Origin of the sequence: Klebsiella sp. BIGb0138, assembly GCF_004342285.1 — a bacterium.
Lineage (GTDB): Bacteria > Pseudomonadota > Gammaproteobacteria > Enterobacterales > Enterobacteriaceae > Klebsiella.
Window position 1 is genome coordinate 569,009 of sequence record NZ_SMCV01000002.1, and the last position, 21,065, is coordinate 590,073.

Genomic DNA, 21,065 nt, shown 5'->3' on the forward strand with positions numbered 1-21,065 from the left:
GAAGGCCGGGATAATTCCCGGTCTTTTCATATCGGTTATCTGCTAAAACGGCGGGTATAAAAAAACCGGCCCACGGGCCGGTTTTTTACTATCAGAGAACCGCTTTAATGCGCGGTTTCCGGTTTATGCTTCTGCGCACTTTGGAAATCATACGTCAGCGTGCCTTGCTCTTTATCCAGGGCGACGGTAACCTGACCGCCATCCACCAGCGACCCGAACAGCAGCTCGTTAGCCAACGGTTTCTTCAGGTTATCCTGAATTACGCGCGCCATCGGACGTGCGCCCATTGCCCGGTCATAGCCTTTTTCCGCCAGCCAGTCACGCGCTTCCTGACTCACTTCCAGCGACACACCTTTCTGATCCAGCTGAACCTGCAGCTCGACGATAAACTTATCCACCACCTGATGGATCACCGTGGTGGACAGATGATCGAACCAGATAATGTTGTCGAGACGGTTACGGAACTCCGGCGTAAAGATCTTCTTGATCTCTTCCATCGCATCCGGGCTGTTATCCTGCTGGATAAGACCGATCGATTTACGCTCGGTCTCACGCACGCCGGCGTTGGTGGTCATCACCAGCACCACGTTGCGGAAGTCCGCCTTGCGGCCGTTGTTATCGGTCAACGTACCGTTATCCATGACCTGCAGCAGCAGGTTAAAGACGTCCGGATGCGCTTTTTCAATCTCATCGAGCAGCAGCACCGCGTGCGGATGTTTGATCACCGCATCGGTCAGCAGCCCACCCTGATCGAACCCCACGTAGCCCGGAGGCGCGCCAATCAAGCGGCTGACGGTATGACGTTCCATATATTCGGACATATCAAAACGCAGCAGCTCAATCCCCAGCGCTTTCGCCAGCTGCACGGTCACCTCGGTTTTCCCGACCCCGGTCGGCCCGGCAAACAGGAAGGAACCCACCGGTTTGTGCTCATGCCCCAGTCCGGCACGCGCCATCTTGATCGCCTCGGTTAAGGCCTCAATCGCTTTGCCCTGACCAAAGACCAGCATTTTCAGGCGCTCGCCAAGGTTTTTCAGCGTATCGCGGTCGCTCTGCGAAACGCTCTTCTCTGGAATACGCGCAATACGCGCAACCACGGATTCGATATCCGCCACGTTAACGGTTTTCTTGCGCTTGCTGGCCGGCATTAACCGCGCCCGCGCGCCCGCTTCATCAATGACGTCAATCGCCTTGTCCGGCAAATGACGGTCGTTAATGTATTTCACCGCCAGCTCCACCGCCGCACGAACCGCTTTCGCGGTGTAACGCACATCGTGGTGCGCTTCGTACTTCGGCTTCAGACCATTGATAATCTGCACCGTCTCTTCCACGGAAGGCTCAGTAATGTCGATCTTCTGGAAACGACGAGCCAGCGCCCGGTCTTTTTCGAAGATATTGCTGAACTCCTGATAGGTGGTTGACCCCATCACCCGGATCTTGCCGCTGGAAAGCAGCGGTTTAATCAGGTTGGCGGCATCGACCTGCCCACCGGAAGCGGCGCCCGCACCGATAATGGTGTGGATTTCATCAATAAACAGAATGCTGTTGGTATCCTGCTCAAGCTGTTTGAGCAGCGCTTTGAAACGTTTTTCGAAATCACCGCGGTATTTTGTTCCCGCCAGCAGAGAGCCAATATCCAGCGAGTAGATCGTGCAATCGGCCATGATCTCCGGCACGTCGCCCTGGACAATACGCCAGGCGAGCCCTTCGGCGATCGCGGTTTTACCTACGCCGGATTCCCCCACCAGCAGCGGGTTATTTTTACGCCGGCGGCACAGAACCTGAATAGCGCGCTCCAGCTCTTTTTCGCGGCCGATCAACGGATCGATACCGCCGACGCGAGCAAGCTGATTGAGATTGGTGGTGAAGTTTTCCATACGTTCCTCCCCGCCTGCTTGCTCTTCATTGCCGGGCTGGCTTCCGCTGTTATCGGAAGACTGGCTCGGCTCGTCTTTGCGCGTACCATGAGAGATGAAGTTCACGACGTCAAGACGGCTGACCTCGTGTTTACGCAGCAGATAGGCCGCCTGGGACTCCTGCTCGCTGAAAATCGCGACCAGAACGTTGGCGCCGGTCACTTCACTGCGGCCAGAGGACTGTACATGGAAGACCGCACGCTGCAGCACGCGCTGGAAACTCAGCGTCGGCTGAGTGTCGCGCTCTTCTTCCGTGGCGGGTAGAACGGGTGTGGTCTGTTCGATGAAGGCTTCAAGTTCCTGACGCAGCGCCACCAGGTCCACAGAACACGCTTCAAGCGCTTCGCGGGCCGAGGGGTTGCTAAGCAGAGCCAGCAACAAGTGCTCGACGGTCATGAACTCATGACGGTGCTCGCGCGCTCTGGCGAAAGCCATATTTAAACTGAGTTCCAGTTCTTGATTGAGCATAGGCACCTCCCCCAATTTTCATGCCTGTCTTCAGGCTTTCTCTAGCGTACACAGCAATGGATGCTCGTTCTCCTTCGCGTATTCATTCACCATCGCGACTTTGGTTTCCGCCACTTCTGCGGTAAATACCCCACAAATCGCTTTACCTTGATAGTGAACCGTCAGCATCAGTTGCGTTGCACGTTCTACATCATAAGAAAAGAATTTTTGTAACACGTCAATAACAAACTCCATTGGAGTGTAGTCATCATTGACCAATATCACTTTATACATCGATGGTGGTTTAAGCTCATTACGAACTTCGTCTTCTACCAGCTGATCGAAGTCCAGCCAATCTCTCTTACTCATCGTCAGTGTTCATCATCGGTTGCTGTTGCCAACAGGCGGCGGCCTGTCGATGACCAGAGGCTATGCACACCACAAATCTACAATAGATCATAGATAACTATCATCTATTACTTCCATCCGCGATGTCTGTCACATTCCCCGGCAATAGCGTTAACTGCTTCAAATTTTGACGCATTTTTCGCCTCCCACTACCGTCAATCGCTTGACGCATTTCCGTATTTCTCTAAATTGTACTGGCGAGAGTTGGCGAGCATTTGAACAACTCGTCACTCCACCACCGGTTCATTCCATCTTACTTATAAAGATTTACGAAGGATGTCGAAGTATGGAAATGGGTACTGTTAAGTGGTTCAACAATGCCAAAGGGTTCGGCTTTATTTGCCCTGAGGGCGGCGGCGAAGACATTTTCGCCCATTACTCCACCATCCAGATGGATGGTTACAGAACGCTAAAAGCCGGACAAGCCGTTCGGTTTGATGTTCACCAGGGGCCGAAAGGCAATCACGCCAGCGTGATTGTTCCTGTGGAAGCGGAAGCGGCTGCATAACTCTTTTGCTTCATTGTGTACATCCTGCCCGTAAAATGCCAGTCCTTCTGACTGGCATTTTTTTGTTTCTACTCGCGAGCCAACGCGTCCACCGGGTCGAGACGAGCGGCATTGCGCGCCGGAAGCCAGCCAAACAGCACGCCGGTCAGCGTCGAACACAAAAATGCGGTGACCAGCGCCAGCGGTGAAAAACCGATCTCCCAGCCGGGCAAAAACAGCTGCAGGATGAAGGCTATCATCAGCGATAACGTCACCCCCAGCGCGCCCCCCACCAGACAGACTAATACCGCCTCGATCAAAAACTGCTGCAGCACGTCGCTGGCCCGCGCCCCGACCGCCATCCGAATCCCAATCTCACGGGTTCGTTCGGTCACCGACACCAGCATAATGTTCATCACGCCGATACCGCCCACCACCAGAGCGATAACCGCGACCAGAGTCAGAAACAGCTGTAATGTATGTGTGGTCCGTTCCGCCGTTTTCAAGATGCTGTCCATATTCCAGGTGAAAACATCTTTTTTACCGTGGCGCAGTTCGAGCAAACGCAGCAGCTGCTGCTCGGCGGTGGCGCTGTCATAGCCTTCCCGCACGCGAACGGTAATTGAGTTCAGCCATGACTGCCCCATCACCCTTCCCGCCATGGTGGTGTACGGCAGCCAGACCCGCAGGATTTTACTGCTGCCGAACATCGACTGCTTCTCATCCGCCACTCCCACGACGGTGGCCGGCATATTGCCGATCAGGATGATTTCCCCGACCACCCGCGCTTTATGCGGAAACAGCTGACGCCGGGCGTTACTGTCCAGAACCACCACCTGCGCCCGGCTATTGAGCTGCAGCTCGTTGAAGGTATTACCTTCGCTGAAAGTCATCCCGTAGACGTTAAAATACTGTGGCCCTACCCCTTCGGCGCTGGCGGCGACATCAATATTATCCGCCCGCAGACGCAGGCTTTTCGACACCGCGGGGGTCGCTGAACTCACCCACGGCTGCTTCTGGATCGCCAGCAGGTCATCATACTTCAGCGCCTGCTGATAGCGCGGGTCGTCATCGCCAAAATCCTTGCCGGGATAGACATCGATAGTATTGGTGCCGATGGCGCGAATATCGGCCAGCACCAGCTGTTTTGCCGCGTCGCCGACCACCACAATCGACACCACCGAGGCGATACCAATGATGATGCCGAGCATGGTCAGCAGGGTACGCATTTTATTGGCCGCCATCGCCCGCCAGGCCATCACCAGCGCCTCACGAAAGCCGCTGCTGAACTGGCGCCATGCGGAAGGCTCCTCGCGGCTCAGCTGACGCGCCACGCCGCCGGTCCCCGTTTTCGCCGGTGGATTACGCACAATCTCGCCATCGCGGATCTCAATGATCCGCTCGGCCTGCGCGGCCACCTGGGGGTCATGGGTGACGATGATCACCGTATGTCCCTGGGATTTCAGCTGATGGAGGATCGCCATCACCTCTTCACCGGAACGGCTGTCCAGCGCCCCGGTGGGCTCATCGGCCAGAATGACCTCTCCGCCGTTCATTAAGGCGCGGGCAATACTGACCCGCTGCTGCTGACCGCCGGAGAGCTGCGACGGTTGGTACTCCGCGCGCTCGCCAAGCCCCAGCCGCACCAGCAGTTCGTGCGCCCGCACCAGGCGTCGCCGTCGCTCGGTGCCGGCATACACCGCAGGCACCTCCACGTTCTGGGCCGCCGTCAGGTGTGACAGCAGGTGGTAACGCTGGAAGATAAAGCCAAAATGTTCCCGCCGCAGGCGGGCCAGCTCATCGCCGCTAAGCTGCGCGACATCCGTCCCGGCAACGCGGTAGGTGCCGCTGGTCGGCTTATCGAGGCAGCCGAGAATATTCATCAGCGTCGACTTACCGGAACCGGAGGCGCCGACGATAGCCACCATTTCACCGGCGGCAATACTCAACGTGACGCCTTTAAGTACATCCACGCTGCCGCCGCCGGAAGGATAGCTGCGGCGGATATCACGCAGTTCCAGCAACGCCGTCATTTTGCCGTCCCGGCATGACTTTCACCGACGATCACCTCATCGCCTTCCTCTAACCCTTTCACCACCGCCACATCGGTATCGTTACGCGATCCGATGGTCACCTCCCGCTCTTTAACCTCGCCGGAACGCAGCAGACGCACGTGGTAGCGGTTATCGCCGATCGCATCGCCTAACGCGCTCAGCGGAATCGTGATGACATTTTTGACTTCCGCCATCTGGATATGCACCTGGGCGGTCATTTCAAGGCGCAGAATGCCCTGCGGATTCGGCACTTCAAAACGGGCGTAATAGAAAATGGCATCGTTGACCTTCTCCGGGGTGGGTAAAATATCCTTCAGGCTGCCCTCATAGCGGGTCAGCGGATCGCCCAGCACCGTGAACCAGGCTTTTTGCCCGGGACGCAGGTGAATGACATCGGCTTCCGAGACCTGAGCCTTCACCAGCATGGTGCTGAGATCGGCCAGCGTCAGGATATTCGGCGCCTGCTGAGCGGCAATCACCGTTTGCCCCTGCAGGGTGGTAATTTGCGTCACTTCGCCGGACATCGGCGCGACAATACGGGTGTAATCGAGGTTGGTTTTTGCGGTATCCAGCGTCGCCTGATTGCGTTTGACCTGCGCCTCGATGGTACCGATTTGCGCCTCTTTCACCGCCAAATCGGTCGCCGCGGTATCCAGATCCTGGCGTGAAATCAGTTGACGCTGGGCCAGCTGCCGCTGGCGCGCTAAGGTGACGGCGGCAAGTTGACGTTCGGCACGCGCCTGATTGAGCTGGGCGCGCAGCTCCATCAGCGTGGCCTCAACTTCTTTAATCTGGTTTTCCGCCTGCTCGGGATCGATAACCCCCAGCAGTTGATCCTTCTGGACTTTGTCGCCAATATTCACGCGCAGCGTTTTTAACTGCCCGCTCACCTGGGCTCCGACATCCACTTTGCGCAGGGCGTCGAGCTTGCCGGTTGCCAGCACGCTCTGCTGCAAATCGCCTTTACGCACCACCAATGTCTGATACTGCGGCAGCGGCGCATTTAAGATCCGCCATCCCCAGACGGCCACGGCCAGTACCGCAATGGCTAGCAGCCACCAGACTTTCCTGCGTTTTCCATTGAGCTTCATAAAAATTCCTGATGTTTTAACCCGCAGCGCCAGGTGGTGATTCTATCTGGATATAGCGAAAACATAACCCTGTATTTGACTCGCCCTGCACTTTTGCTCTCCCGGCCGGCCGGGGACTAATCCGCCCGACCGCGCGCCAGCCACAGCACGCGGGAGAACATTTTTTTCAACAGCGTCGGCACCGACTCAACGCCGCGGCGCCCGGCCTCCATCGCCACTTCAATCGCCAGATCCGGTTTCGATGAGCGATGGATAGCTTTCGTGATCACCCGACGCATATTCATCGGAACGTTGGCCGGCAGCTGGGCCACCCGATGATAAACATCGTTAAAACCCTGGCGATACATAAAGTGTTCCATATCCAGCGCCGGAAGCGTGGTCAGATGTTCGCGTTCAAGGTCGCGGTCATCATTAAGCAGGCCGCGCACCGTGGCGGCATATTTTTTCCCTGCCTCATCGCCGTCGACCAGCACGTGCCATTGAATGCCCATCCGGCGGGCAAATTTAATTAACGGCTTCAGCCCTGACTGAGCAAACTCAATCACCTTCACCCCTTCAGCATCAAAGTGATGCCCGCACTGACGGGCCAGTTCGTTGATCACCCAGGTCTCGGTCTCGCCTTCCACCAGCAGCCAACAGCGGGCAAACAGCGAGGAGGCGCGGTTAAAGCGAATATGAAAAGCGATCCGTCGGCTATCTTCGGCATTCATTCCGCCAGGCCCGAGCCGCCAGGCCGAAACGCGCGACGATTCGCGCACCAGCCGACAAACGTGCTCCACGGGGGTCAGCGACAGGAGTTCACCCGAGTTGGTTGTCGTGATGCGCTGGAGCGGCAGTAAATTGAGTAAATGCCAGGCCACCGACAGCATAATCGGGTGCAGGCGGGTTTCCGGATCTTCGATCAGCAACAGCGGCCGCGCGTCGCGGTCAAGCCTCACCGTCCCTTTCGCCTGCAGCAGGGTCGAAAACAGCCCCAGCAGGATCACCCGATGGCTGCGGCCGCCGGGTTTATCAATCATCCGGTTGATAATGTCCAGATAGCGCCAGCTGCGCTGTTCATCATGGGAGTGACGGCGCATCAGCCGGTGACGAGATTGCGCGCTGCTTTGTTCCGCAAAATAGTGTTCCAGCAGTTGCACCATCGCCGATAGCCCCTGGCGGATCTGGCCATCGGTTAAATTTTGCGGGTGGTTCACCAGCTCGCGGGAGAGAAAATCCAGCTGGCGAGCGGTGATCTCTATCTGCGACGAGTGCGGGACGCTGTCATTGTGGATGCGTCGCATAAAGCGCGCATCACGCAGGCGCAAAACCGGCATCAGCCGCACTAAATGGCGCACCTTTTCATCGATATCTTCCAGCTCCAGCGCTTCGCCTTTGCCGTTGATAAAGCTGCGCAACGTCATCACGCTACTGTCGTCCGCCAGCTCGCCTTCCAGGCGGTAAAAGATACGCTGGAAACCATCTTCGCAAGGGACCCAACAGTCGCTGAGCGGGCGAAAACGCCGCACCCGGTGGTGGCCTGGTTCGTTCTCGCGGAAGGTTAAAATGATATGCAGGTGATGTTCGCGCCCCTGGACATCGCCAGGCGGGAACCAAAAATCATCCCGGACAAAATGGTACAGCTCGCATTCCGGGGATAAGAGCAGCGTCAGCGCGTCCAGCAGACTGGATTTACCCCATGCATTCTCACCGATCAGAACGTTATTTTGCTCCAGCATCAACGATAAACGATTGATACCGCGAAAACCGACGATTTCTACCCGTTCAAGATGCATATCCCCTCCGCTCAGCGACCACTTTCTCCTTCAGTTATCAGCAGTATAGCGAGACATGGCGTAACATGACACTCCGGACAAAAACCGCTACCGGCAGCGGTTCGGTTAAAGCTTCGGCGATAGGATTATTTATTGCGCTCCGCGCTTTAAAAAGAATTCATTCCGCGCGGTGGTGATCTTGATTATTTATGTTCTACACTTCTCTGGAATCATCATTGGCGAAAGGATTAAGATTGCCTGGCCCTAAATCAGATTATCGCTAATTTTTTAGTCTGGTGCTTGATGGGGATTGTCCATAGAATAGCGTCGCTTTATTTTTATCTTCATCCTTTACGTTGATAAATAAAGAACGGCATCACAACGCATGCCTATATACATTATTATTTGAGGTGGTTATGTTCAGAAAATTAGCGGCAGAATGTTTCGGTACATTCTGGCTGGTGTTTGGCGGCTGCGGTAGCGCGGTGCTGGCAGCCGCATTCCCGGAGCTGGGAATTGGTTTTGCCGGCGTGGCGCTGGCCTTCGGTTTAACCGTATTAACGATGGCGTTTGCCGTCGGTCATATTTCCGGCGGCCACTTTAACCCGGCGGTAACTTTAGGTCTGTGGGCCGGCGGGCGTTTCCCGGCGAAAGAGGTGATTGGCTATATTATCGCCCAGGTGGTTGGCGGGATTATTGCAGCCGCTATTCTGTACGTGATCGCCAGCGGTAAAGCCGGCTTCGATGCGGCGGCCAGCGGCTTTGCGGCCAACGGCTTCGCTGAACACTCTCCGGGCGGCTATTCGATGCTGTCCGCCATTGTGATTGAGATTGTCCTGACCTGTGGCTTCCTGCTGGTTATTCATGGCGCAACGGATAAAAACGCCCCGGCGGGCTTTGCGCCAATCGCGATTGGACTGGCGCTGACCTTAATCCACCTAATCAGCATCCCGGTGACCAATACTTCGGTGAACCCGGCGCGAAGCACCGCGGTGGCGATTTTCCAGGGCGGTTGGGCGCTGCAGCAGCTGTGGTTATTCTGGGTGATGCCAATCATCGGCGGTATCCTCGGCGGCGTGCTGTATCGCACCCTGCTGGAAAAACGCCGGTAATTAGCCTTGTGGTTTCACCATAGGCCCGGCAATGCCGGGCCTTTCTTTTGGAGTACAGCTTTACTCGGTTCCCTGACCTGGGTAGTGTCAGTGGCGCTTTCCTCATTCTGCAAGGACCACATCGTTCATGTTTTCGGGATTATTAATCATTCTGCTGCCATTGGTCGTCGGCTATCTTATTCCTCTGCGTCATCCCTCGGCACTTAAACTTATTACACGACTGCTGAGCGGGATTGTTTACGTGATCCTCTTTTTCATGGGGATTAGCCTGGCCTTCCTCGATAATTTATCCAGCAACCTGCTATCCATTCTTCATTATGCGGTGGTCAGCGTGGTGGTTATACTGCTGTGCAATATTGCAGCATTAATGTGGCTGGAGCAGAAGATGCCGTGGCGCAACCAGCATCGGCAGGAGAAATTACCTTCCCGGGTGGCCATGGCAATGGAGTCACTGCAGCTGTGTGGCGTGGTATTTATTGGTTTTCTCATCGGCCTGAGCGGTTTGTCATTTTTACAGCATGCGACAGAGGCCAGCGAATATACGCTGATCTTCCTGCTGTTCCTGATTGGTATTCAGCTGCGAAATAACGGCATGACCCTACGGCAAATTGTGCTTAATCGTCGGGGCATGATAGTGGCCGTGGTGGTGGTGGCCAGTTCGATGCTCGGCGGCGTCATTAACGCTTTTATTCTCGACCTGCCGCTGAAAGCCGGGCTGGCGATGGCCTCCGGGTTTGGCTGGTATTCGCTGTCGGGGATCCTGATGACCGAATCTTACGGACCGGTTATCGGTAGCGCCGCCTTCTTTAATGACCTCTCCCGCGAACTGCTGGCCATTATGCTGATTCCAGGGCTGGTTCGTCGCAGCTGCTCCACGGCATTAGGACTGTGCGGAGCCACCTCGATGGACTTTACCCTGCCGGTATTACAGCGCTCAGCCGGGGTGGAGATCGTCCCTGCCGCCATCGTGCACGGTTTTGTTCTGAGCCTGCTGGTGCCTGTATTGATCGCTATGTTCTCGGCCTGATAGAGCCTGCGCTGTTCCCGGCGACCATCTTCACAATGTCGCCGGGGACAGACTTTTTATCACCCTTGTCTTCTCGATGTCTTCTCGATAAAGAGACTCTCTACCTCCGCAGCGGTAGCCCGCCGCCGCCAAATTTGCGCTAAATCAATCTCCCTTTAAATTGTATCAGAAATACCTTTTATCCCTTTCTACCCCGGCATAACCTTAAACATGTATATTAAATATAACTTTAAAAGGTGTGACCATGTTTTGTGTGCAATGTGAACAAACCATCCGTACTCCGGCAGGAAACGGCTGCTCTTACGCGCAGGGTATGTGCGGTAAAACGGCTGAAACTTCCGATCTACAAGATCTGCTGATCGCTTCCCTACAAGGTTTGTCAGCCTGGGCAATCAAGGCCCGTGAATATGGCATTATCGATCACCATGTCGATAGCTTTGCCCCGCGCGCCTTCTTCTCCACGCTGACCAACGTTAACTTCGATTCGCCACGTATTGTCGGCTACGCCCGTGAAGCTATCGCCCTGCGCGAAGCGCTGAAAGCGCAGTGCCTGAATATCGATGCCGGTGCCGCCACAGACAACCCGATGGCTGACCTGCAGCTGGTGAGCGACGACCTCGGCGACCTGCAGCGTCAGGCGGCGGAATTTACGCCGAATAAAGATAAAGCCGCCATCGGCGAGAATATTCTCGGCCTGCGCCTGCTATGCCTGTACGGCCTGAAAGGGGCGGCGGCTTACATGGAACATGCCCACGTTCTCGGCCAATATGACAATGATATCTACGCCCGCTACCACAAAATCATGGCGTGGCTGGGCACCTGGCCTGCCGATCTGAACGCGCTGCTGGCGTGCTCAATGGAAATCGGCCAGATGAACTTCAAAGTGATGAGCATCCTGGACGCCGGTGAAACCAGCAAATACGGGCACCCGACGCCGACCCAGGTGAACGTGAAAGCCACCGAAGGTAAGTGCATCCTGATCTCCGGCCACGATCTGCAGGATCTGTATAACCTGCTGGAGCAAACCGAAGGTACCGGCGTCAATGTCTATACCCACGGGGAAATGCTGCCGGCGCACGGCTACCCGGAACTGCGCAAATTCACACATCTGATCGGTAACTACGGCAGCGGCTGGCAGAATCAGCAGGTGGAATTCGCCCGTTTCCCTGGGCCTATCGTGATGACCTCTAACTGCATCATCGACCCCACCGTTGGTGCATACGATGACCGGATCTGGACCCGCAGCATCGTTGGCTGGCCGGGCGTGAGCCATCTTGAAGGCGACAACTTCGCCCCGGTCATCGCCCAGGCTCAGCAGATGGCCGGTTTCCCGTATAGCGAAATTCCCCACCTGATCACCGTTGGCTTTGGCCGTCAGACCCTGTTAGGCGCGGCGGATACGCTGATCGACCTGGTGAGCCGTGAAAAACTGCGCCACATCTTCCTGGTCGGCGGCTGTGACGGCGCACGTGGCGAACGTAACTACTTTACCGATTTCGCTACCAGCGTGCCGGACGACTGTCTGATCCTGACGTTGGCCTGCGGCAAATACCGTTTCAATAAACTGGAGTTCGGCGACATCGAAGGCCTGCCGCGTCTGGTGGATGCCGGTCAGTGCAATGACGCCTACTCGGCGATTATTCTGGCGGTCACCCTGGCGGAAAAACTGGGCTGCGGCGTGAACGACCTGCCGCTCTCCCTGGTGCTTTCGTGGTTTGAACAGAAAGCGATTGTCATTCTGCTGACTCTGCTGTCGTTGGGTGTGAAAAACATCGTCACCGGCCCAACGGCACCGGGCTTCTTCACGGCGGATCTGCTGGCGATCCTCAATGAGAAATTTGGCCTGCGTTCGGTGACTACCGTTGAACAAGACATGCAGCTGCTGCTGAGCGCATAAGGAGTAATGGAATGACGATGCCAACCCATCAGTGCCCGTGGCGGATGCAGGTTCATCACATCCATCAGGAAACGCCGGATGTCTGGACTATTTCATTGCTGTGTCACGACTATTATCCCTACCGCGCCGGGCAGTATGCTCTGGTCAGCGTGCGCCATTCGGCGGATACGCTGCGCGCCTACACCCTCTCTTCAACGCCGGGCGTCAGCGAATACATTACGCTGACCGTTCGCCGGATTGATGGCGGGGCGGGTTCGCAGTGGTTAACCCGGGAAGTGAAACGCGGCGACTATCTCTGGCTGTCCGATGCAATGGGAGATTTCACCTGTGAAGACAAAGCAGACGATAAATTCCTGATGCTGGCTGCCGGCTGCGGCGTGACGCCGATTATGTCGATGCGCCGCTGGTTGGCGAAGTACCGTCCCGGGGCCGACGTGCAGGTGATCTTTAACGTTCGTTCACCGGAAGATGTCATTTTTGCCGACCAATGGCGTGAATATCCGGTGACATTGGTCGCCGAAAATAATGCTCCCCACGGATTTGTGGCCGGCCGACTGACCAGCGAACTGCTGCAAAGCGTACCGGATCTGACCTCGCGTACGGTGATGACTTGCGGTCCCGCGCCGTACATGGAGCTGGTCGAAAAAGAAGTGAAAGCCCTGGGCGTGACGCGCTTCTTTAAAGAGCGGTTCTTTACGCCGGTGGCGGCAGCGGCCAGCGAAGGGCTGAAGTTCAGCAAGCTAGAGCCGGCGAAGACGTTTTATGCCCCGGTCGGTAGTACCCTGCTGGAGGCGCTGGAAAGCAACAGCGTTCCGGTTACCGCCGCCTGCCGCGCCGGCGTCTGCGGCTGCTGCAAAACGAAAGTGGTTTCCGGCGACTACACGGTCAACAGCACCATGACGCTGAGCGCTGCGGAAATCGCCGACGGCTACGTGCTGGCCTGCTCCTGTCATCCGCAGAGCGATTTAGTGCTGGCATAGCTTAAGCGCTGCCGGATGGCGCCGCCAATGCGCCACCCGGCACGCGCTTTACCGCCAGGCCGAATTCCCGGCGAGCGAAAAACGCCCCGCCCCGAGAAAGGCGATCGCCAACGCGCCGATAAAGAAGTAGACCAGGCTCTCAATTGCCCAGGCTCCGACCGCATCCAGCATAAAGGTTTGACCGGTGCCGACCATCAGCCATGCCACCGCCATAGTCAATGCCAGAACCAGCGCCGCCGGGCGGGTAAGGATCCCCGCAATCAGCAGGCAAGGCGCCACCACCTCTCCCACTAACACCCCATAAGCGATAAACCCCGGCAATCCTTTCGCCACCAGCATGCCGCTAATCCCTGACACCCCCGCAAACAGTTTATGCAGACCGTGAAACAGCATCAGCCCGCCGACCGCAAGTCGTAACAAGAGTTTGCCGACATCGTCGTGAGACAGCATTTTATTAACAGCATTTAACAGTGATTTAACCATCTGAAATGATTCCTGTTTACCACTTTGTGTGTAGCCAGATTATGCCGACCTGGCACCAAAGAAAAGCCACTTAAAATGAGAGGATATCGCGGGCGTAACCGCCAGTTTCATCTAAGCTTGTAGTCGTTATCACAAAAAGGAGATGGACAACCATGAAACAAACTGTGGCGGCATACATCGCGAAGACCCTTGAACAGGCCGGCGTGAAACGCATATGGGGCGTCACCGGCGACTCCCTCAACGGCCTGAGCGACAGCCTCAACCGGATGGGTACCATTGCATGGATGCCGACGCGTCATGAAGAGGTCGCCGCCTTTGCGGCGGGCGCTGAAGCCCAGCTGACCGGTGAGCTGGCGGTATGCGCAGGCTCGTGCGGCCCTGGCAACCTGCATCTGATTAACGGCCTGTTTGACTGCCATCGCAACCACGTCCCCGTGGTCGCCATCGCCGCCCATATTCCCTCCAGCGAAATCGGCAGCGGCTATTTTCAGGAAACCCATCCGCAGGAGTTGTTCCGCGAATGCAGCCATTACTGTGAACTGGTCTCCACGCCGGAACAGATCCCCCAGGTGCTGGCGATAGCCATGCGTAAAGCGGTGATTAACCGCGGCGTTTCGGTGATCGTGCTGCCCGGCGATGTCGCCCTGAAAGCGGCGCCGGAGAGCGCCAGCAGCCACTGGTATTCCGCCCCGCTGCCGGTGGTCACCCCGCCGGAAGAGGAGATCAAAAAGCTGGCGCAGGTGCTGCGCTATTCCAGCAATATTGCCCTGATGTGCGGGAGCGGCTGCGCCGGTGCGCACACCGAGCTGGTACAATTCGCGGCAACATTAAAAGCGCCGATCGTCCACGCCCTACGCGGTAAAGAGCACGTGGAGTACGACAACCCCTATGATGTCGGCATGACCGGGCTGATCGGTTTCTCTTCCGGTTTCCACACCATGATGAACGCCGATACCCTGGTACTTCTGGGGACCCAGTTCCCCTACCGGGCCTTCTACCCCACCGAGGCGAAAATTATTCAGATCGACATAAATCCCGGCAGTATCGGCGCGCACAGCAAAGTTGATATGGCGCTGGTCGGCGATATCAAATCCACCCTCAGCGCGCTGCTGCCGCATCTGGAGGAGAAAACCGATCGTAAATTCCTCGATAAAGCGCTTGAGCACTATCGCGAGGCGCGCAAAGGCCTCGACGATCTGGCGAAGCCCAGCGATAAGGCGATCCATCCTCAGTATCTGGCGCAGCAGATTAGCCACTTCGCCGCTGATGACGCCATTTTTACCTGCGATGTCGGGACGCCGACCGTGTGGGCCGCGCGCTATCTGAAAATGAACGGCAAGCGCCGCCTGATCGGCTCGTTTAACCACGGTTCGATGGCCAACGCGATGCCGCAGGCGATCGGCGCGAAAGCCACCGCGCCTGAGCGTCAGGTGGTGGCGATGTGCGGCGATGGCGGCTTCAGCATGCTGATGGGCGATTTTCTCTCGTTGGCGCAAATGAAACTGCCGGTGAAACTGGTGATTTTCAACAATAGCGTGCTCGGGTTTGTGGCGATGGAGATGAAGGCCGGCGGTTATCTGACCGACGGCACCGAGCTGCATGAGACCAATTTCGCCCGTATCGCCGAAGCCTGCGGGATCAAAGGGATCCGCGTCGAAAAAGCCAGCGAGGTCGATGAGGCGCTACAAACCGCCTTCAGCACCGATGGCCCGGTGCTGGTCGATGTCGTCGTCGCCAAAGAGGAGCTGGCGATTCCGCCGCAGATCAAACTGGAACAGGCCAGGGGTTTCAGCCTGTATATGCTGCGCGCCATTATCAGCGGACGCGGGGATGAGGTGATCGAACTGGCGAAAACCAACTGGCTCAGGTAAAACAGATAGCCTTCCCCGTCATGATTTGCGCCTGCGGACTTAAATGCGGATGATGGCGGGTAACCTCATCATTTTATAAGGAAATGCCGTGATTGATTTACGCAGTGATACCGTAACCCGCCCTGGCCCCGCCATGCGGGAGGCCATGATGACCGCCCCGGTCGGCGACGACGTTTATGGTGACGATCCGACCGTTAATGAGCTCCAGCGCTTTGCCGCCGAACTGGCGGGCAAAGACGCCGCGCTGTTCCTGCCCACCGGCACCCAGGCCAACCTGGTCGGCCTGCTCAGCCACTGTCAGCGCGGCGAAGAGTATATCGTCGGCCAGGGCGCACATAACTATCTGTATGAGGCGGGCGGCGCGGCGGTCCTGGGCAGCATCCAGCCGCAGCCGATCGACGCCGCGGCCGACGGCTCTCTGCCGCTGGATAAAGTCGCGGCGAAGATTAAGCCTGACGATATCCATTTTGCCCCGACCCGTCTGCTGAGCCTCGAAAATACCCACAACGGTAAAGTCCTGCCGCGCGAATACCTGAAAGCGGCATGGGAATTCACCCGCCAGCGCAATCTGGCGCTCCACGTTGACGGCGCGCGTATCTTCAATGCGGTGGTCGAATACGGCTGCGAACTGCGTGACATCGCGCAATATTGCGACTCCTTTACCATCTGCCTTTCAAAAGGACTCGGCACGCCGGTCGGTTCGCTGCTGGTCGGCAGTCACGAATACATCCGCCGCGCAACCCGCTGGCGGAAAATGGTCGGCGGCGGAATGCGTCAGGCCGGTATTCTGGCGGCCGCGGGCCTGTATGCGCTGCAAAACAACGTGCAACGCTTAAAAGACGATCACGATAACGCCGCGTGGTTGGCCAGCCAGCTCAGCGCGCTTGGCGCCGACGTCACCCGTCATGACACCAATATGCTGTTTGTCCGCGTCGGCGAAGAGCATGCCCAGGCGCTGGGTGAGTTTATGCAACAGCGCGGGGTGCTGATCAACGCTTCGCCGATCGTTCGTCTGGTCACCCATCTTGATGTCAGCCGTCAGCAGCTGGCGGAAGTCGTCAGCCACTGGCAGGCATTTTTGCAGCGCTAAGGAGCCTGGCGTGGCGCAACGAATTCTGGTGCTCGGCGCCAGCGGTTATATCGGCCAGCATCTGGTACAGGCGTTGAGCGAGCAAGGATATACGGTACTGGCCGCGGCACGCCATGTCGCCAGGCTGAAGAAACGGCATCTTCCCGGGGTGAGCTGTCATGCGCTCGACCTCAATCGCCCGCAGGGGCTTGCCCCCCTGCTGGCGCAGGTGGATACGGTTTATTACCTGGTCCACGGCATGGGTGAAGGGGGCGACTTTATCGCCCATGAGCGCCGGGTCGCCGTTAACGTTCGCGATGCGCTGCTCGCCACCCCGGTGCGCCAGCTGATTTTCCTCAGCTCTCTGCAGGTACCGCAGGCGGAGCAATCCGACCATCTGCGCGCCAGGCAGGTGACCGCCGACACCCTGCGGCAATCCGGCGTGCCGGTCACCGAGCTGCGGGCCGGAATTATCATCGGCGCCGGTTCCGCCGCCTTTGAAGTGATGCGGGATATGGTCTATAACCTGCCGATCCTGACGCCGCCGCGCTGGGTTCGTTCACGAACCACGCCAATCGATCGGGAAAACCTGATCTATTATCTGCTGCAGCTGCTGCGCCATCCGGCCAGCGAGCACCGCGTTTTCGAAGCCGCCGGGTCGGAAGTGTTAAGTTATCAACAGCAGTTCACCCGCTTCATGGCGCTCAGCGGCAGGCACCGCCTGTTGATCCCGATACCTTTCCCCACCCGCTGGATTTCGGTGTGGTTTCTCAACGTCATCACCTCGGTACCGCCAACCACCGCCCGGGCCTTGATTCAGGGCCTGAAACACGACCTGATCGCCGACGATCGGGCCCTGCGCGCGCTGATCCCCCAACCGTTAATCTCTTTTGATGAGGCCGTGCGCCGCACGCTAAAAGAGGAGCAGCAGCTGGCCAACTCCAGCGACTGGGGCTATGACGCGCAGGCGTTTGCCCGCTGGCGGCCGGAGTATGGCTACTATCCGAAACAGGCCGGCTGTACGGTCAGTACCCCCGCCAGCGCGGCGGCCATCTGGCAGGTGGTCAACCGGCTCGGCGCGCAAGAGGGATACTTCTTTGGCAATGTCCTGTGGAAGATCCGCGCGGCGATGGATCTGCTGGTGGGCCATCGGCTGGCGAAAGGTCGCCCGGCTCGCGCCGAACTGCAAACCGGCGATACGGTAGACAGCTGGAAGGTGATTATTGTCGAACCGGAAAAGCAGCTAACCTTATTATTCGGCATGAAGGCGCCGGGCCTTGGGCGCCTGAGTTTCACCCTGAACGATAAAGGCGACCACCGCGAGCTGGATGTCCGCGCCTGGTGGCATCCTCATGGTATGCCCGGGCTGTTCTACTGGCTGCTGATGATCCCGGCCCATCTGTTTATCTTTCGCGGCATGGCGCGGCGCATTGCCCGGCTGGCAGAACAAATCACAGGCAAATAGGCACTATGTGTGGCATTCTCGCATCATTCTCATTGCAACATGAGGAGAATCACGGAAAAATGCGCACGAAATTCTTTTCTGGGACAGTAGGTTGATATGAAGGTACTGGTTACCGGTGCGACCAGCGGTTTAGGCCGCAACGCGGTGGAATATCTGCGTCATAAAGGCATCAGCGTCAGAGCGACCGGGCGTAACGAAGCGATGGGCAAGCTGCTGAGCAAAATGGGCGCCGAGTTTGTGCCTGCTGATTTAACCGAACTGGTTTCATCGCAGGCCAAGGTCATGCTCGCCGGTATTGATACCTTGTGGCACTGCTCAAGCTTTACCTCGCCGTGGGGAACGCAGCAGGCCTTCGATCTCGCCAACGTCCGGGCCACCCGTCGCCTGGGGGAATGGGCGGTTGCCTGGGGCGTACGCAATTTCGTTCATATCTCCTCTCCGTCGCTCTATTTCGACTATCACCATCATCGCGATGTGCAAGAAGAGTTTCGCCCGCAGCGTTTTGCCAATGAGTTTGCGCGCAGCAAGGCGGCAAGTGAAGAGGTCATCAACCTGCTGGCGCAGGCGAACCCCAACACCCGCTTCACCATTCTGCGGCCGCAAAGTCTGTTCGGCGCCCATGATAAGGTGTTTATCCCGCGCCTGGCGCAGATGATGCAACATTATGGCAGCGTCCTGCTGCCCCGCGGCGGCAGCGCGCTGGTTGACATGACCTACTATGAAAATGCGGTGCATGCAATGTGGCTCGCCAGCCAGCCCCAGTGTGACCATCTGCCTTCCGCTCGCGCGTGGAACATTACCAATGGCGAACCGCGCCCCCTGCGCAGCATCGTGCAGAAGCTGATTGATGAACTGGGTATCAAATGCCGGATTCGCTCGGTGCCCTACCCGATGCTGGATATTATCGCCCGCAGTATGGAACATTTTGGCAATAAGTCCGCCAAAGAGCCCGCCTTCACCCACTACGGCGTCTCCAAGCTGAACTTCGACTTTACTCTTGATATCACCCGCGCGCAGGAAGAACTGGGCTATCAACCGGTGGTCACCTTAGACGACGGGATTGTCCGTACCGCCGCCTGGCTGAAAGACCACGGGAAGCTGCACCGCTAACGCCGGTTTACGCCTGGCCATACTTCTCCAGCAGCGCTTCGGCGATGGCCTGGGTTTCAGCATCGGCAACCCCATCCCAGCGCGCCGGACGGAAATGCATCTGAAAGGCCATAATCACCCGTGTCTGCTGCGCCGGAGTCATCTCCGGCGTAACCTGGTAGCCATAGCGGGCCAGTATAGCGAGCAGTTCAGCGCTGTCGACCGGTTGATACGACGGACGCCCCTGCAGATAAAAGCTCACCCGGTCGGCGTCCGGCCAGGCGCCGATGCCCTGCTCAGCCAGCTGGCGCCACGGGAACAGCGGCCCGGGATCGTCCTTGCGCTGCGGCGCAATATCGGCATGGGCCACCACATTTTGCGGCGCGATGTGATAGCGGGCGATAATATCTTTTGCCAACGGAATCAGCGCCGCAATCTGCGGCGGATTAAATGGCGTAAAGCTTTTCCCTCCCGCGCTCTTTTGCCAGCCGCGGTTTTCCAGCTCGATACCAATAGAAGTGTCGTTAATTCGCGTACTGCCGCGCCAGAAGCTGATGCCGGCATGCCACGCCAGATCCTCTTCCGGCACCAGCTGCCAGATCCGCGGCTTGCCGTGATGCACAGGCGGAGTTTGCGGAATCAGGTAGTGGGAGCTGACCTGATTATCCGTCAAGGTTGCCAGCGAAACGTCGAAATCATCGGCGGTATAGTGGATGACCAGGATCTTCACGCGCGGGTAGGCCGCCTGCGCCGGATGGCGGGTATCCAGCTGGTAGCCGTCACGGTCGATTATTCCCTTTTCCGCCGAGCAGCCCACCAGCAGCAGCGCCAGCATCGCTATGCTCAGGCCAGAGCGCATCGTCACCGGGTCTGCACCGCCGTACCGCTGACGGTGACCATCAGCATACTGCCATCCTTGCCTACCGTCTCATAATCGATATCAATACCGACGACCGCGTTGGCGCCCAGCGCTTTTGCCTGCTCGCCCATCTCCCCGAACGCGATCTCCCGCGCCTTGCGCAGCTCTTTTTCATAGGATCCCGCGCGGCCACCGACGATATCGCGGATGCTGGCGAAGAAGTCGCGGAAAACGTTCGCGCCGAGGATCGCCTCTCCGGTCACGACGCCGCAGTATTTCACGATAGGCTGTCCTTCGAGGGTGGGAGTCGTTGAAAATTGCATCATAAAGCTCCTTCTTTAGCGTTCAAGGTGTTAGCTCTGAGAGTCAAGCACATTCCCGTATCGATACGCTATGCTTGAATGGATATTTTAACGTAGTGAGCTTATAAGGAAATCATTATGCGCTACAAACTCGTTGCTTTAATGCTCCCCTGCGCGCTGGCGCTGAGCGCCTGTACCACCGTCACTCCAGCCTATAAAGATAACGGCCCGCGCAGCGGCAGCTGCATCGAAGGTGGGCCAGATGAAGTGGCGCAGAAGTTTTACGACGACCAGATTCAGCAGCGTAATCACGACCTGACGGCGTTGCGCCCTTATCTGAGCGACGATCTGGCGAAGCTGTTGAACGATGCGCAGCGCGACCCGGCGCGCGGCTCCCTGCTGCAATCTAACCCCTTCTCCAGCTCTGCGACCCCGGCCGATAGCGCCAGCGTCGCCAGCGCCTCGACGATCCCGAACCGCGACGCCCGCAATATCCCTCTGCGCGTCGGGTTTACCCAGGGTAGCCAAAGCTGGAAAGATGAAGTGCTGATGATTCACGAAGGGCAGTGTTGGGTAGTCGATGATGTGCGCTATCTCGGCATAAACGCCCACGCGCCGGCGGGATCGCTGCAACAGAGTCTTGAAAAACGGGGATAAGGGCGTTGAACCCACGGCGCTGAAACGATAACTCCGGTAAAATGTCGGTATTTCTCCAGGTTATACCGACATTTGTTCCCCCCTACCCCACGAACCC

Annotated in this window: 18 protein-coding genes; 10 read left to right on the forward strand and 8 right to left on the reverse strand. The window is 57.4% G+C overall.

Annotated elements, in window-relative coordinates; genetic code table 11:
- Positions 1–104: 104 nt before the first annotated feature.
- Entirely contained in the window at positions 105–2,384 is a 2,280-nt protein-coding gene (gene clpA / locus EDF73_RS07060) for an ATP-dependent Clp protease ATP-binding subunit ClpA (protein ID WP_132727610.1), read from the reverse strand.
- Positions 2,385–2,414: 30 nt separating this feature from the next.
- Positions 2,415–2,732: an ATP-dependent Clp protease adapter ClpS gene (clpS, locus tag EDF73_RS07065; protein WP_132727613.1), complete on the reverse strand. Its 318-nt coding sequence runs from the start codon at positions 2,730–2,732 to the stop codon at positions 2,415–2,417.
- A gap of 325 nt (positions 2,733–3,057) precedes the next feature.
- On the opposite strand from clpS, the gene cspD reads away from it, so the two are divergent.
- Positions 3,058–3,279 (forward strand): cold shock-like protein CspD, encoded by a 222-nt coding sequence (cspD, locus tag EDF73_RS07070; protein WP_004860015.1) that lies wholly within the window; start codon positions 3,058–3,060, stop codon positions 3,277–3,279.
- Between the two features lie 68 nt (positions 3,280–3,347).
- Here cspD and macB read toward each other — a convergent pair whose 3' ends face one another.
- From macB to EDF73_RS07085, 3 genes are all read right to left on the reverse strand, one after another.
- Entirely contained in the window at positions 3,348–5,291 is a 1,944-nt protein-coding gene (gene macB, locus EDF73_RS07075; RefSeq protein ID WP_132727616.1) for a macrolide ABC transporter ATP-binding protein/permease MacB, read from the reverse strand.
- Positions 5,288–6,403: a macrolide transporter subunit MacA gene (gene macA / locus EDF73_RS07080; RefSeq protein ID WP_132727619.1), complete on the reverse strand. Its 1,116-nt coding sequence runs from the start codon at positions 6,401–6,403 to the stop codon at positions 5,288–5,290. Before macA ends, macB begins: the two co-directional genes overlap by 4 nt.
- A gap of 116 nt (positions 6,404–6,519) precedes the next feature.
- Entirely contained in the window at positions 6,520–8,178 is a 1,659-nt protein-coding gene (locus EDF73_RS07085; protein ID WP_132727622.1) for an ATP-dependent endonuclease, read from the reverse strand.
- A 395-nt stretch (positions 8,179–8,573) separates the two neighbouring features.
- On the opposite strand from EDF73_RS07085, the gene aqpZ reads away from it, so the two are divergent.
- The 4 genes from aqpZ to hcr all read left to right on the forward strand — a co-directional run bounded on the left by aqpZ (position 8,574) and on the right by hcr (position 13,173).
- Entirely contained in the window at positions 8,574–9,269 is a 696-nt protein-coding gene (aqpZ, locus tag EDF73_RS07095) for an aquaporin Z (RefSeq protein WP_132727625.1), read from the forward strand.
- A gap of 127 nt (positions 9,270–9,396) precedes the next feature.
- Positions 9,397–10,296, forward strand: coding sequence for a lysine exporter LysO family protein (locus tag EDF73_RS07100; RefSeq protein WP_132727628.1), 900 nt, complete (start codon positions 9,397–9,399; stop codon positions 10,294–10,296).
- 244 nt (positions 10,297–10,540) lie between these two features.
- Positions 10,541–12,193 carry a hydroxylamine reductase gene (hcp, locus tag EDF73_RS07105; RefSeq protein ID WP_132727631.1) on the forward strand — a complete coding sequence of 551 codons (1,653 nt, stop codon included), beginning with the start codon at positions 10,541–10,543 and terminating at the stop codon, positions 12,191–12,193.
- Positions 12,194–12,204: 11 nt separating this feature from the next.
- Positions 12,205–13,173, forward strand: a complete 969-nt coding sequence (hcr, locus tag EDF73_RS07110) for an NADH oxidoreductase (RefSeq protein WP_132727634.1) — start codon at positions 12,205–12,207, stop codon at positions 13,171–13,173.
- Positions 13,174–13,221: 48 nt separating this feature from the next.
- Here hcr and EDF73_RS07115 read toward each other — a convergent pair whose 3' ends face one another.
- The gene (locus EDF73_RS07115; protein WP_132727637.1) at positions 13,222–13,656 is read right to left on the reverse strand and encodes a DoxX family protein; all 435 of its coding nucleotides are present in this window, start codon (positions 13,654–13,656) and stop codon (positions 13,222–13,224) included.
- A gap of 152 nt (positions 13,657–13,808) precedes the next feature.
- Here EDF73_RS07115 and poxB point away from each other — a divergent pair, with 152 nt between their 5' ends.
- The 4 genes from poxB (at position 13,809) to EDF73_RS07135 (ending at position 19,171) form a co-directional block, all read left to right on the forward strand.
- On the forward strand, positions 13,809–15,527 hold the full coding sequence (poxB, locus tag EDF73_RS07120) for a ubiquinone-dependent pyruvate dehydrogenase (protein WP_132727640.1): 1,719 nt from the start codon (positions 13,809–13,811) through the stop codon (positions 15,525–15,527).
- Between the two features lie 88 nt (positions 15,528–15,615).
- Positions 15,616–16,617 carry a low-specificity L-threonine aldolase gene (ltaE, locus tag EDF73_RS07125; protein ID WP_132727643.1) on the forward strand — a complete coding sequence of 334 codons (1,002 nt, stop codon included), beginning with the start codon at positions 15,616–15,618 and terminating at the stop codon, positions 16,615–16,617.
- Positions 16,618–16,627: 10 nt separating this feature from the next.
- Positions 16,628–18,061, forward strand: coding sequence for a DUF2867 domain-containing protein (locus tag EDF73_RS07130; RefSeq protein WP_132727646.1), 1,434 nt, complete (start codon positions 16,628–16,630; stop codon positions 18,059–18,061).
- Between the two features lie 96 nt (positions 18,062–18,157).
- The gene (locus tag EDF73_RS07135) at positions 18,158–19,171 is read left to right on the forward strand and encodes an NAD(P)-dependent oxidoreductase (RefSeq protein WP_132727649.1); all 1,014 of its coding nucleotides are present in this window, start codon (positions 18,158–18,160) and stop codon (positions 19,169–19,171) included.
- Positions 19,172–19,178: 7 nt separating this feature from the next.
- On the opposite strand, the gene EDF73_RS07140 is transcribed toward EDF73_RS07135, so the two are convergent.
- Positions 19,179–20,009 carry an N-acetylmuramoyl-L-alanine amidase gene (locus EDF73_RS07140; protein ID WP_132728127.1) on the reverse strand — a complete coding sequence of 277 codons (831 nt, stop codon included), beginning with the start codon at positions 20,007–20,009 and terminating at the stop codon, positions 19,179–19,181.
- A gap of 2 nt (positions 20,010–20,011) precedes the next feature.
- Positions 20,012–20,332: a heavy metal-binding domain-containing protein gene (locus EDF73_RS07145; protein WP_095098017.1), complete on the reverse strand. Its 321-nt coding sequence runs from the start codon at positions 20,330–20,332 to the stop codon at positions 20,012–20,014.
- Between the two features lie 117 nt (positions 20,333–20,449).
- On the opposite strand from EDF73_RS07145, the gene EDF73_RS07150 reads away from it, so the two are divergent.
- Entirely contained in the window at positions 20,450–20,968 is a 519-nt protein-coding gene (locus EDF73_RS07150; RefSeq protein WP_132727652.1) for a lipoprotein, read from the forward strand.
- Positions 20,969–21,065 lie beyond the last annotated feature (97 nt).